Source organism: Bradyrhizobium sediminis (assembly GCF_018736085.1).
Lineage (GTDB): Bacteria > Pseudomonadota > Alphaproteobacteria > Rhizobiales > Xanthobacteraceae > Bradyrhizobium > Bradyrhizobium sediminis.
The window spans coordinates 1,217,461-1,230,221 of the sequence record NZ_CP076134.1 but is presented as its reverse complement, the minus strand read 5'-3'; the positions used below and the strand labels follow the sequence as shown (position 1 = coordinate 1,230,221).

Below are 12,761 nucleotides of genomic sequence, written 5' to 3'. Positions count from 1 at the left end.
GGCGATCGCACGGTCATGGAAAGCGGCATCGACGGCGAAGTTGCCGCCACCTGACGCCATCACCGCGCCGCGGCGATGCCCAAATCCGGATTGTCGAACACGACACGGTTCCGGCCGCTGTTCTTCGCAGCGTAGAGCGCGCGATCCGCAGCGGCAATCACGTCCTGCGCCGAGTTGGTGGCGCCGCCTGAAATCGCCACGCCAAAGCTTGCCGTGATGGTCCTGCCTTCGCTGCCGAGGTCGACAGGTGAGACGGCAATGGCCTGGCGCAGGCGTTCGGCGGTCTTGCTGATGGTTTCAAACGTGGCGTCCACGATGATGATCAGAAACTCTTCGCCTCCATACCGGCCGAGTTGATCGCTTTGGCGAAGTGCTCCCGTGAGGCGGCGCGTCACCTCCTTCAGGGCTGCATCCCCCGCTGCATGTCCCAGGGTATCGTTGATACGCTTGAAATGATCGATATCGACCATGATCATTCCAACCGATTTATGCGTCTTGGCTGCGTCTGCGAAGGCCCGCTCCGCCAGCCGCATGATGGCGCCGCGGTTGAGCACTCCCGTCAAGGCATCATGGCTTGCGGACTCTTCGAGCTTTCGCCCTTCCTCCACCAGTTGGCGGTTGCGCTCGATCATCTGTTGGTAGAGATGGCTCTTGTCGATGACGAGCGAAATCTGGTTTGCTATCTGCCGGAAGATGGTCTGGTGCACGTCCCGATAGGTATTCTTTTCGCGGCTTGTGAAGAACAGGAATCCGATCGGCCGATCGTCAACGATCAGCGGGCAGGTAAGACTGGAACGTCCCCCTTCCAGAACGATCCGCCGGGTTGAATCCGACTCGGGCTTGGCTTCCAGGTAGCTTTCCAGGTCATTAATAATACGTGGCTGGCCCGTGAGCAGTATCTGCTCCAGGCTGCTACCGGCCAGGGGCCGGGAGTATCCCGCCGAGACCTGGACCGACCCAAGCTTCGAACGGGCCCAGTAAGCGGTCAGGTGAATGCCATCACCCGAAAGAAACGCGCAGCCGATACGCTCGTACGGGATCAACCCGGCAAAGCCATCGAAGATGCGGCTCAGGACGTCTTCCACCAACACGCCCTGCTCCACAGTCTCGACCAGATCGAACAGCTGCCGGAGCTCCCGCTCCCGCCGAGCCAGCGTGTCTGCGAGGAGTTGCAGTTCCCGGGCGAGCCGGGCCAACGGATCGGAACTGTCAGGATGGAGTTCAGGAACCGATCCGCCGCTTCGCAGCTGCGTGACCCAGGCGGCGTACGCATCCACCCGTTCCCGTACCTTGTCGGTATCAGCAAGCTCGTCTGCCATCGCTGCCTGGTCCACTGGGATCAATGGGCAGGATTGAACGAAAGAGCTAACTTTCAGTGAATTGAGGCTCTAAAGCTCTAAAAATGGCTGATGATCCTGATGTTCAGCTCCGCCGTTTGGCTTCATACTACAGCCCGATATCCCCGAGCCGCCCGGCCAGCCAGGCCGATTGGGCCTGGTCGACCACTCCACCGACATAGACGTCCGAGGCGACACTCGTCTTTCCCAGCACGAGATAGAGCCCGATCCCGTAGGCGAACCACAAATGCGGATCGGTCAGCGCGCGGAGCTTGTGCCGATCGTGATCCGGCGGCTGATGATTGGATGTCTTGCGTACTTCGATCGCGAGCAGATTGTTGGGAATCTCGCGCTGGTGCACCACGATGTCGGGATAGACGGACTTTCCGAACTCGTCGTCGGTCGAGACGATCGTGCCATGCGGCATTCGCAGCCTGCGCTCGCCGAGCCGGTTGTAGTCACAATCGACGTTCCATCCCGAAAACTGCTTTTCGAGGTGCACCGCCAGCCGGTGCGTCAGCGTGCGCTCGCCGACGTCCTTCGCGAACAGAAAGGCCTCGTCCGCATAGAATGCCCGAAGCGCGGCTACAACCCTGTTCAACTCGCCTTGCATGTGGCCTCCGACAGCGACACCTTAGCGCCTGACCGGAAATGCATCGAGCTTTTTCGGACTCTCTGACAACTTAAAGGCGATTTGCAGTTCCGTCATGGCCGGGCTTGGCCGTTCGAAGAACGCTCGCCTATGTCCTCCCGGCCATGACGAGCGCCGCAAGTCGATCGCGCCTTCCGCCCTCTACATCTGGACTTCGATCAGCCGCGGTCCCTGTTCGGCGACGCCTTCGGCCAGCGCCTTGACGAATTCGTCCGATGTGGTGACCGCGCGGCCGGGAACCCCCATGCCCTTGGCGAGTGCGACCCAGTCGAGCGTGGGGCGGTCGATCCTGAGCATGTCCTGGGCGCGCTGACCGGGCTCGCCGGCGCCGACGCCGTCGAATTCGCCGCGCAAGATCTGATAGATGCGGTTGGCGAACACGATGGTGAGGACGTTGAGGCCTTCGCGGGCCTGCGTCCACAGCGACTGCAGCGTGTACATCGCGCTGCCGTCGCCGACCATGCAGATCACCTTGCGGTCCGGGCAGGCCACCGCCGCCCCGGTCGCGACCGGCGTCGAGAAACCGATCGAGCCGCCCATGTTCTGCAGCCAGTCGTGCTGGTGAGCCGCCGCGGTCGGCGGAAAGAAGCCGCGGCCGGTGGTGACGGATTCGTCGACCACGATGGCGTTTTCCGGGATCGCCATCGCGATCGCCTGCGCGATCGAGGCATGCGTCAGCGCGCCGGTCGGCTTCACCAGCTCGACCAGGGCCTGCGGTTTTGCATCCTGCGGCCTGGCGCCGAGCGCCGAGGCCAGCGCCTCCAGGGCCGCGACCGAGTTCTCGCCGCCCGAGGTCATGCGATGGACCTCGCAGCCCTCCGGCTTGAGCAGGCTCGGCTTGTTCGGATAGGCGAAGAACGCCACGGGATCGTTGGCCTCGACCAGCACGATATGCTTGAAATCCTTCAGGATCGGCAGCGCCTGCTCGATCACGTAAGGGATCCGGTCGATCGAGAACCGCCCCCGCCCGCGCGCCATCCGCGGATTATAGGTCTGGCCCATCACCTTGCAGCCGGTCTTGCCGGCGATCTGTGCCGCCAGCGCCAGGCCCTGCTCGGTCAGCGCATTGCCGGTCAATAGCAACAGCGTCTGCGCGCCGCCGCGCAGCACCTTCGCGGCATTGTCGACGGCCTGCGACGAATAGCTGACGCGCTGGGATTCCTCCGGCACCTGGGCGATGCCATCGGCCTCGTTCCATGCGGTATCGGCGGGCAGGATCAGCGTGGCGATCTGCGGCGGAGAGCTCTTGGCCGCGGCGATCGCGGCGGCGCCGTCCCTGGCGACCGATTTCGCATCCGGCGAGGTCCGCACCCAGGACGACATCGGCCGCGCCAGGCCTTCGATGTCGGAGGTCAGCGGCGCGTTAAATCCGATATGATAGACCGCGTGCTGGCCGACGATATTGACGATGCCGGAATTCGCCTTCTTGGCGTTGTGCAGATTGGCAAGGCCGTTGGCGAGGCCGGGGCCGAGATGCAGCAGGGTGGAAGCCGGCGAGCCCTTCATGCGGAAATAGCCGTCGGCCGCGCCCGTCACCACGCCCTCGAACAGGCCGAGCACGCAGCGCATGCCCTCGACCCGGTCCAGTGCGGCGACAAAATGCATCTCCGAGGTGCCGGGATTGGCGAAGCAGACGTCAACGCCGCCGGCGACCAATGTCCGCACCAGACTTTCCGCACCGTTCATCATTCACTCCCGTTCGCGATCGTTTCTTGAAGCATCTCCTTGAGGATCAATCATTCCTGGCGGGTTTCGTCAAAGGTTACGCGGACATTGCTGCCATCGCGCAACAAGCGGGTGCTTTTTTAACCGCCGTGTTTGAAAATCAGGCGCTCACGGGCTCGTTGCTTGCGAAACTGCGCCAATTGTGGCCTGTCGCGCCGGGAACGGGATTTTTGCGGGGAAGATAATGGTCCGGGCTTTTGCTTTGCTGGTTGCGGCTACGACATTGCTGACGGGCGCCGGTCATGCCCAGGCCCAGGGTTTCGACATACGCGATATCATGGGCGGCGGACCCAATTTCAGCGTCGGCGGCTCCAGCCCGATTCGGCGGCAGACCGTGAGCTTTTCCGGTAATTATGCGCCCGGCACCATCTACATCGATACCGCCGAGCGGCGGCTTTACCTCGTGCTGTCCAATGGCCAGGCGCTACGCTACGGCATCGGCGTCGGCCGCGACGGTTTCCGCTGGTCGGGCACCCACCGCATTTCGGCAAAGAAGGAATGGCCGAGCTGGACGCCGCCCTCGCAGATGCTGAGGCGGCGGCCCGATCTGCCGCGCCACATGGCCGGCGGCGTCGACAACCCGCTCGGGGCACGGGCGATGTATCTGGGCTCGACGCTCTACCGCATCCACGGCTCGAACGAGCCGGAGACGATCGGCCAGGCGGTGTCCTCCGGCTGCTTCCGCATGACCAACGACGACGTGACCGACCTTTACAGCCGGGTTTCCGTCGGCACCCCGGTGGTCGTGAAGAACTAGACGGGTATCTGCGCCGGGGGCGCGCGATCAAGCCTTGCGCGCCCGCTCCGATTGCTGCAGCGTCACCAGGATGAGCGCTCTCGACTGGTCTTGGCATTTTCTCCGGATAGTTGCGGTCATGCTAGCCGGCATCGGGTTTGAGGCCGTCGCCTGGCCGCCCGTTGCGTCGGCCGAAATTCCCGCGATCGCCTCGCGTCAGCGCGCCGAAAGGAAGATCTTCACCGACAGCGAGATCGTCGACGGCTTCCTCAAGACCGCCTTCGGCGCCGAATACCATCTCGCCGGCCGGGTCGATCGCATCCGGAAATATCAAACGCCGGTGCGCGTGTTCGCCGACGGCAACCGGTCGGATCGAAAGGCCCAATTGACGAAGATCGTCGCCGATATCGCCAGGCGGGTTCAGCATCTCGATATCGCCATGGCCGACACCGGCGACGGCGCCAATGTTCGGGTCAAGCTGGTGCGCGACCGCGATCTCAATCGCACCATTTCGACATTCTACGGCAGCGAAAGGGCCCGCGAGATTCGCGGCTCACTCGATCCGCAGTGCCTGTCCGGCTTTCGCAAGAATGAACAATTCGAGATCGAGCATTCCGACGTCATCATTACGGTCGACAATGGCGATTTCACCTTTTTCGATTGCGCCTATGAGGAGCTGCTGCAGTCGCTGGGGCCGATCAACGACACCGCCACGGTGCCGTGGACCATGTTCAACGACAGCGTCTCGATGGGTTTCTTCGACGTCTACGACCAGTACATCCTCAACCTCTTGTACGACCCGCGCATCAAGGCCGGCATGACGGTGGCAGAGGTCAAGGAAGTCCTGCCCGCGGTGCTGGTGGACGTGCGAAGGTGGGTGAGGAAGGTGAACGGACTGACGGAGTAGGAAGTCTCGACGCGTCGTCCCTGCGAACGTTCGCAGGGACGACGAGATCAAGCCGACTTCTCGAACAGCTCGCGCCCGATCAGCATGCGGCGGATTTCGCTGGTGCCGGCGCCGATCTCGTAGAGCTTGGCGTCGCGCAGCAGGCGGCCGGTCGGATAATCGTTGATATAACCGTTGCCGCCGAGCAACTGGATGGCGTCGAGCGCGCATTGCGTCGCCTTTTCCGCGGCATAGAGTATGGCGCCGGCGGCATCCTCGCGCGTTGTCTCGCCGCGGTCGCAGGCCTTCGCCACCGCATAGACGTAGGCGCGGGACGCATTCATCGTGGTGTACATGTCGGCGATCTTGCCCTGCACCAGCTGGAAGGTGCCGATCGGCTGGCCGAACTGCTTGCGCTCGTGCACGTAAGGCAGCACCACGTCCATGCACGCCTGCATGATGCCGAGCGGGCCCGCCGCCAGCACCGCGCGCTCGTAATCGAGGCCGGACATCAGCACGTTGACGCCGCGGCCGACCTCGCTCAGCACGTTTTCTTCCGGCACTTCGCAATTGTCGAACACCAGCTCGCAGGTGTCGGAACCGCGCATGCCGAGCTTGTCGAGCTTCTGCGCGGTGGAAAACCCCTTCATGCCCTTTTCGATGATGAAGGCGGTCATGCCGCGCGGACCGGCGCCGGGATCGGTCTTGGCATAGACCACCAGCGTATCGGCGACCGGGCCGTTGGTGATCCACATCTTGCTGCCGTTGATGACGAAGCGGTCGCCCTTCTTTTCGGCGCGGGTCGTCATCGACACCACGTCGGAGCCGGCGCCCGGCTCCGACATCGCCAATGAGCCGACATGTTCGCCCGAAATCAGCTTGGGCAGATATTTCCGCTTCTGCGCCTCGCTGCCGTTGCGGCGGATCTGGTTGACGCACAGGTTCGAATGCGCGCCATAGGACAGCCCGACCGCCGCCGAGGCGCGCGACATTTCCTCGACCGCGATGCAATGCTCGAGATAGCCCAAGCCCGATCCGCCATACTCCTCCTCGACGGTGATCCCGTGCAGGCCGAGCGCGCCGATTTTCGGCCACAGGTCGCGGGGAAACTGGTTGCTGCGGTCGATTTCGGCGGCGCGCGGCGCGATCTCGTTGGACGAGAAAGCATGCACGGTTTCGCGGATGGCGTCCGCGGTTTCGCCGAGATCGAAATTGAAAATCCGATACGCGTTGGGGATCATGGTCGGGCTGCCTCCGGGCAAATGGCACTGGTGCTGACGCAGAGCCTTATTCTTTGGAAATAACCTTGTCACGGGCCAAAGATGCTGAGAAGGGGCCTTCCGCCCGCTTGGCATGCCACGCGGCGGATTGCGGCAAACTCGCCCTTGCTCTGGCGCGCGCAACGGGATGTAATTCGCCCAATAATCGCCCTCCGGAGCCAATCACGGAGGTCTCGACGGGATGACGGAATAACAAGGAGAGGTCCGATGCACGGAACAATCGATCATGCCGGGGATTCCCATCTGAGGGCCGCTTCCGACAAGGCATGGTCCGTTCCGCTTGCAGAAATCGACGTCAGCCAGCCCGAACTGTTCCGGACCGATTCGTTCTGGCCGTATTTCGACCGGCTGCGCCGGGAAGACCCGGTGCATTACTGCAAGGACAGCATGTTCGGGCCGTACTGGTCGGTGACCAAATACAACGACATCATGGACATCGAGACCAACCATGCGGTGTTCTCGTCGGCGGCTTCCCTCGGCGGCATCACCATCCGCGACGTCGCGCCCGACCTGCGCCGCGAAAGCTTCATCGCCATGGATCAGCCGCGCCACTCGGCGCAGCGCAAGACCGTGGCGCCGATGTTCACGCCGACGCATCTCGACCAGCTCGCGATCAATATCCGCAAGCGCTCGGCGGAGTGCCTCGACAACCTGCCGAAGAACGAGGTGTTCGACTGGGTCGACAAGGTCTCGATCGAGCTGACCACGCAGATGCTCGCGGTGCTGTTCGACTTCCCCTGGGAGGACCGCCGCAAACTGACGCGCTGGTCCGACATCGCCACCACGCTTCCCGGTCCGGACGGCCTGGTCGCGACCGAAGAAGACCGCCAGGTCGAACTGCTGGAATGCGCGACGTATTTCGCCGGGCTCTGGAAGGAGCGCATCAACCAGCCGCCGAAGAGCGACCTGTTGTCGATGATGGCGCACAGCGACGCCACCCGCGACATGGACCCGAAGAATTTCCTCGGCAACCTGATCCTGTTGATCGTCGGCGGCAACGACACCACCCGCAACACGCTGTCGGGCAGCGTCTATGCCCTGAACAAGAATCCGGATCAGTACAAGAAGCTGCGCGAAAATCCCGATCTGATCGACAGTTTCGTGCCGGAGGTGATCCGCTGGCAGACGCCGCTGGCGCATATGCGCCGGACTGCGCTGGAGGACTTCGAATTCCGCGGCAGGCAGATCAAAAAAGGCGACAAGGTCGTGATGTGGTACGTCTCGGGCAACCGCGATGAGGAGATCATCGACCGCCCCTACGACTTCATCATCGACCGGGCCCGGCCGCGCACCCACCTCTCCTTCGGCTTCGGCATCCACCGTTGCGTCGGGATCAGGCTGGCCGAGCTGCAACTCAAAATCATCTGGGAAGAAATCCTCAAGCGTTTCGACAATATTGAGGTGGTCGGCGAGCCCAAGCGGGTGTATTCGAGCTTCGTCAAGGGTTACGAGACCCTGCCGGTGCGGATTGCCGGCTGATTTCCGACTGCTTCCATTTGGGATCGATCAACAATGAATATTCAGACATCCGTGAAAGCCGATAAAGCCGAACTTCAGCGCCTGGCGCGCGAAGAGGCCTATTCCACGCCGCTGAAGGACTTTCATCCCGGCGCGCCACGGCTGTTCCAGAACGATACGCTGTGGCCCTGGTTCGAACGGCTGCGCAAGGAAGAGCCGGTGCACTACTGCACCAATGCGCCGATCGAGCCCTATTGGTCGGTCACCAAGTACAACGACATCATGCATGTCGACACCAATCACGGCATCTTCTCGTCCGACGCGGCGCTCGGCGGCATCAACATCCGCGACGCCCCGGTTGGCTATGACTGGCCGAGCTTCATCGCGATGGACCAGCCAAAGCATTCGGCGCAACGCAAGACGGTGTCGCCGATGTTTACACCGACACATCTGGACGAACTCGCAAAGCTGATCCGCGAGCGCAGCATCAAGGTGCTGGACGCCCTGCCCCGCAACGAGACCTTCAATTTCGTCGACCGGGTGTCGATCGAACTGACCACACAGATGCTGGCGACACTGTTCGATTTCCCGTTCGAGGAACGCCGCAAGCTGACGCGCTGGTCGGATGTCTCGACTGCGCTGCCCAAGAGCGGCGTCGTGAATTCGCCGGAGCAGCGGCGCCAGGAAATGGACGAGTGCCGGGCCTATTTCACCAAGCTCTGGAACGAGCGCGTCAACGCCGAGCCGCGCAACGACCTGATCTCGATGATGGCGCACAACGACGCCACCCGTTACATGGATCCCGACAACCTGATGGGCAACATCATCCTGTTGATCGTCGGCGGCAACGACACCACCCGCAACACCATGAGCGGCTCGGTGCTGGCCCTGAACGAGCACCCCGACCAGTACCAGAAGCTGCGCGACAATCCGGCGTTGATCGACAGCATGGTGCCGGAAGTGATCCGCTGGCAGACGCCGCTGGCGCATATGCGCCGCACCGCGCTGGTCGACACAGAACTCGGCGGCAAGACCATCAAGAAGGGCGACCGGGTGGTGATGTGGTACGTCTCGGGCAACCGCGACGAGGAGGGCATCGAGAGCCCCAACGAGTTCATCATCGACCGCGCCCGGCCCCGCACCCATCTGTCGTTCGGCTTCGGCATCCATCGCTGCGTCGGCATGCGGCTCGCCGAATTGCAACTGAAGATCGTGTGGCAGGAGATGCTGAAGCGGTTCGACCGCATCGAGGTGGTCGGCGAGCCGAAGCGGGTCTATTCCAGCTTCGTCAGGGGCATCGAGTCGTTGCCGGTACGCATACCTGCATGAACAGACCGGCCTTGATCGCCGGCTTTGAGCAGCCTATCCACGGCGCAGGGTTTTAACCGCGCCGCGGGCTGCCATGCGCCCTCGATCCACCAGCCGAGTTCAGATGACCGCAACCGAACACCACGACGATTATGCCGATATCCGCGACGCCGTCGCCAAGCTCTGCGCCCAGTTTCCCGGCGAATACTGGCGCAAGCTCGACCGCGAGATGGCCTATCCCAAGGCCTTCGTCGATGCGCTGACCGAAGCCGGCTATCTCTCGGTTCTGATCCCCGAGGAATATGGCGGTGCCGGACTGAAGCTGTCGGCCGCGGCCGCAATCCTCGAGGAGATCCAGCGCGCCGGATGCAATGGCGGCGGCTGCCATGCCCAGATGTACACCATGGGCACGCTGCTGCGGCACGGCAGCGACGAGCAGAAAGCCAAATGGCTGCCGAAGGTCGCCACCGGCGAGTTGCGGTTGCAGGCGTTCGGCGTCACCGAGCCGACCAGCGGCACCGATACCTCCTCGCTGAAGACCTTTGCCAGGCGCGACGGCAACGGCGACTACATCGTCAACGGCCAGAAGATCTGGACCAGCCGCGCCGAATATTCCGACCTGATGATCCTGCTGGCGCGCACCACGCCGAAGGAGAAATCCAAAAAGCGCACCGACGGCCTGTCGGTGTTCATCGTCGACATGAAGGCGGCGAAGGGCAACGGGCTCACGATCAGCCCGATCCGCACCATGATGAACCACGCCACGACGGAAGTGTTCTTCACCGACATGCGGGTGCCGGCCGAAAACCTGATCGGAGAGGAAGGCAAGGGCTTTCGTTACATCCTCTCCGGCATGAACGCCGAACGCATCCTGATCGCGTCGGAATGCATCGGCGACGCTAAATGGTTCATCGCCAAGGCTAGCGCCTACGCCAAGGAGCGCAGCGTATTCGGCCGCCCGATCGGTCAAAATCAGGGCATCCAGTTTCCGATCGCCAAGTCCTATGCGGCGATGCGCGCCGCCGAGCTGATGGTGCGGGAAGCGACCCGCAAATACGAGGCCGGGCTCGATTGCGGCGCCGAGGCCAATATGGCCAAGATGCTGGCGGCCGACGCTTCCTGGGAAGCGGCCAATGCCTGCGTGCAGACCCATGGCGGCTTCGGCTTCGCGGAAGAATACGACGTCGAACGCAAATTCCGCGAGACCCGGCTCTACCAGGTCGCACCGATCTCGACCAATCTGATCCTGTCTTACGTCGCCGAACACGTGCTCGGCATGCCTCGCTCCTACTGAGTAAAACCAATGCTGCCGCTCGAAGGACTGACCGTCATCGCCGTCGAACAGGCGGTCGCCGCCCCGTTCTGCAGCTCGCGGCTGGCGGATGCCGGCGCCCATGTCATCAAGGTGGAGCGGCCGGAGGGTGATTTCGCTCGCGGCTATGACGCTGCGGCGAAGGGACAGAGCAGCTATTTCGTCTGGCTCAACCGCGGCAAGGATTCCGTGGTGATCGACCTCGCCACCACGGAAGGCCGGCAAAGCCTCGAAGAGCTGATCGCCGGCGCCGACGTCCTGCTGCAGAACCTCAAGCCGGGCTCGATGGACAAGCTCGGCTTTTCGCTGGAGCGCCTGAGGAAGGACTATCCGGCGCTGATCTGCTGCACCATCTCCGGCTATGGCGACGACGGCCCCTATGCCGATCGCAAGGCCTATGACCTCCTGATCCAGGCCGAGAGCGGGCTGGCCTCGATCACTGGCGGACCGGAAGGACCGTCGCGGGTCGGCATCTCGGTCGTCGATATCGCCACCGGCGCCACCGCGCACGCCTCGATCCTCGAGGCGCTGATCGCGCGCGGCCGCACCGGCAAGGGCGCCGACATCCGGATTTCGATGTTCGACGTCATGGCCGACTGGCTGGCGGTGCCGCTGCTCAATTCGGAAGCCGGCAACCCGCCGAAGCGGATGGCGCTGGCCCATCCCTCGATCGCGCCCTACGGGGTTTTCCAATCGAAGGACGGCAAGGGAATCCTGATCTCGATCCAGAGCGAGCGCGAATGGAAAAAGCTCTGCGCCGACGTGCTTGATAAGCCCGACCTGCCGAATGATCCCCGCTTCGCCAACATGGTCGAGCGCGTCCGCAACCGCGCGCTCACCGACAAGGCGGTCGGCGACAGCTTTGCCACCATGACCCGCGAAAATCTCCTGAAACGCCTGGCGGATGCCGACATTGCGTTTGCCGAGGTCAACACCATGGCCGATCTCGCCGTGCATCCGCATCTGCGCCGTATCGAGGTCGATACGCCGAACGGCAAAGTGACCTATGCCGCGCCCGCCGCGATCTTCGTGGGTGAGCCGCGTCACTATGGCGCCGTTCCCGGCATCGGCGACCACGGCGAACTTCCGAAAACCCCTCGCGCCCGGGCCACATCATCATGACCGAAGCCATCGCCGAAAAGCTCGACATCGATCACCTGCGGCAATGGATCGGCCGCACCGAGGAGGCGTCCGATATCGTCACCGCGCAACTGGTGAAGGGCCTGCGTGCCACGCTGTTCCAGGAGATCGGCGAACCGAAGCCGGGAGACGCGGCGCCGTGGACCGTGCATTGGTGCCTGGCGCAGCCGGTATTCCCGATGTCGGAACTGAGTCAGGACGGCCACCCGACCCGCGGCGGCTTCCTGCCGCCGGTGCCGCTGCCGCGCCGGATGTGGGCCGGCGGCGAACTGGAATTTCTCGAGCCGCTCCGGGTCGGCGATGAAGCCAAGCGCACCTCGCGCATCTCCGACGTGACGATGAAGAGCGGCAGCACCGGCGTGCTGTGCTTCGTCTCGGTCGAACATCTGATCACGACGCAGCGCGGCACCGCGATCCGCGAACGGCAGGATATCGTCTATCGCGACATGTCGACCGCGCAGCCGGCGGCGCCAGCCAAGGCCCCGCCACCGCCGCCCGTCGCGAAATATCGCGAAAGCCACATGGCCGATCCCGTGCTGCTGTTCCGCTATTCGGCGCTGACCTTCAACGGCCACCGCATCCATTACGACCGCGATTACGTCACCAGGGTCGAGGGCTATCCGGGCCTCGTCTTCCACGGTCCGATGCAGGCGGCCTTCATCGTCGAACTCGCCGCCAAGCTTCACGGCGGCAAGGCGCCGAAGAAATTCAGCTATCGCGGCGTGCAGCCGCTGTTCGAAGGCAGCGAGTTCTCCATCAACGCCAACGACACCGCTGCCGGCATGGAGCTATGGACCGCGAATTCGGCAGGTCAGCCGACCATGAAGGGTACCGCCACGTGGTGATACACACGGCCCCGTCATTCCGGGGCGATGCGAAGCATCGAACCCGGAATCTCGAGATTCCGGGTCTGGCGCTGACGCACCA

Annotated in this window: 12 protein-coding genes; 8 read left to right on the top strand and 4 right to left on the bottom strand. The window is 63.2% G+C overall.

Annotation, left to right across the window (positions count from 1 at the left end; genetic code table 11):
* Window positions 1–59 precede the first annotated feature (59 nt).
* The 3 genes from KMZ29_RS05885 to KMZ29_RS05875 all read right to left on the bottom strand — a co-directional run bounded on the left by KMZ29_RS05885 (window position 60) and on the right by KMZ29_RS05875 (window position 3,675).
* Window positions 60–1,319 (bottom strand): sensor domain-containing diguanylate cyclase, encoded by a 1,260-nt coding sequence (locus KMZ29_RS05885; RefSeq protein ID WP_215622850.1) that lies wholly within the window; start codon window positions 1,317–1,319, stop codon window positions 60–62.
* Between the two features lie 127 nt (window positions 1,320–1,446).
* Entirely contained in the window at window positions 1,447–1,950 is a 504-nt protein-coding gene (locus tag KMZ29_RS05880) for a hypothetical protein (protein ID WP_215622849.1), read from the bottom strand.
* A 180-nt stretch (window positions 1,951–2,130) separates the two neighbouring features.
* Complete coding sequence (locus KMZ29_RS05875; RefSeq protein ID WP_215622848.1) at window positions 2,131–3,675, bottom strand: acetolactate synthase large subunit; 1,545 nt, start codon at window positions 3,673–3,675, stop codon at window positions 2,131–2,133.
* Window positions 3,676–3,701: 26 nt separating this feature from the next.
* On the opposite strand from KMZ29_RS05875, the gene KMZ29_RS05870 reads away from it, so the two are divergent.
* The 3 genes from KMZ29_RS05870 (at window position 3,702) to KMZ29_RS05860 (ending at window position 5,357) form a co-directional block, all read left to right on the top strand.
* Entirely contained in the window at window positions 3,702–3,899 is a 198-nt protein-coding gene (locus KMZ29_RS05870) for a hypothetical protein (protein ID WP_215622847.1), read from the top strand.
* Window positions 3,899–4,471, top strand: coding sequence for a L,D-transpeptidase (locus KMZ29_RS05865; RefSeq protein ID WP_215622846.1), 573 nt, complete (start codon window positions 3,899–3,901; stop codon window positions 4,469–4,471). Before KMZ29_RS05870 ends, KMZ29_RS05865 begins: the two co-directional genes overlap by 1 nt.
* Window positions 4,472–4,589: 118 nt before the next feature.
* Window positions 4,590–5,357: a DUF2927 domain-containing protein gene (locus KMZ29_RS05860; protein ID WP_249779837.1), complete on the top strand. Its 768-nt coding sequence runs from the start codon at window positions 4,590–4,592 to the stop codon at window positions 5,355–5,357.
* A gap of 47 nt (window positions 5,358–5,404) precedes the next feature.
* On the opposite strand, the gene KMZ29_RS05855 is transcribed toward KMZ29_RS05860, so the two are convergent.
* On the bottom strand, window positions 5,405–6,577 hold the full coding sequence (locus KMZ29_RS05855; protein WP_215622844.1) for an isovaleryl-CoA dehydrogenase: 1,173 nt from the start codon (window positions 6,575–6,577) through the stop codon (window positions 5,405–5,407).
* Window positions 6,578–6,823: 246 nt separating this feature from the next.
* Between KMZ29_RS05855 and KMZ29_RS05850 the strand changes: the two genes are divergently transcribed.
* The 5 genes from KMZ29_RS05850 (at window position 6,824) to KMZ29_RS05830 (ending at window position 12,679) form a co-directional block, all read left to right on the top strand.
* Window positions 6,824–8,095, top strand: a complete 1,272-nt coding sequence (locus KMZ29_RS05850; RefSeq protein ID WP_215622843.1) for a cytochrome P450 — start codon at window positions 6,824–6,826, stop codon at window positions 8,093–8,095.
* Window positions 8,096–8,128: 33 nt separating this feature from the next.
* On the top strand, window positions 8,129–9,403 hold the full coding sequence (locus KMZ29_RS05845; protein WP_215622842.1) for a cytochrome P450: 1,275 nt from the start codon (window positions 8,129–8,131) through the stop codon (window positions 9,401–9,403).
* A gap of 103 nt (window positions 9,404–9,506) precedes the next feature.
* Entirely contained in the window at window positions 9,507–10,676 is a 1,170-nt protein-coding gene (locus KMZ29_RS05840; protein WP_215622841.1) for an acyl-CoA dehydrogenase family protein, read from the top strand.
* A gap of 9 nt (window positions 10,677–10,685) precedes the next feature.
* Window positions 10,686–11,816, top strand: coding sequence for a CaiB/BaiF CoA transferase family protein (locus KMZ29_RS05835; RefSeq protein WP_215622840.1), 1,131 nt, complete (start codon window positions 10,686–10,688; stop codon window positions 11,814–11,816).
* 8 nt (window positions 11,817–11,824) lie between these two features.
* Window positions 11,825–12,679: an HTD2 family dehydratase gene (locus KMZ29_RS05830; protein ID WP_215624158.1), complete on the top strand. Its 855-nt coding sequence runs from the start codon at window positions 11,825–11,827 to the stop codon at window positions 12,677–12,679.
* Window positions 12,680–12,761 lie beyond the last annotated feature (82 nt).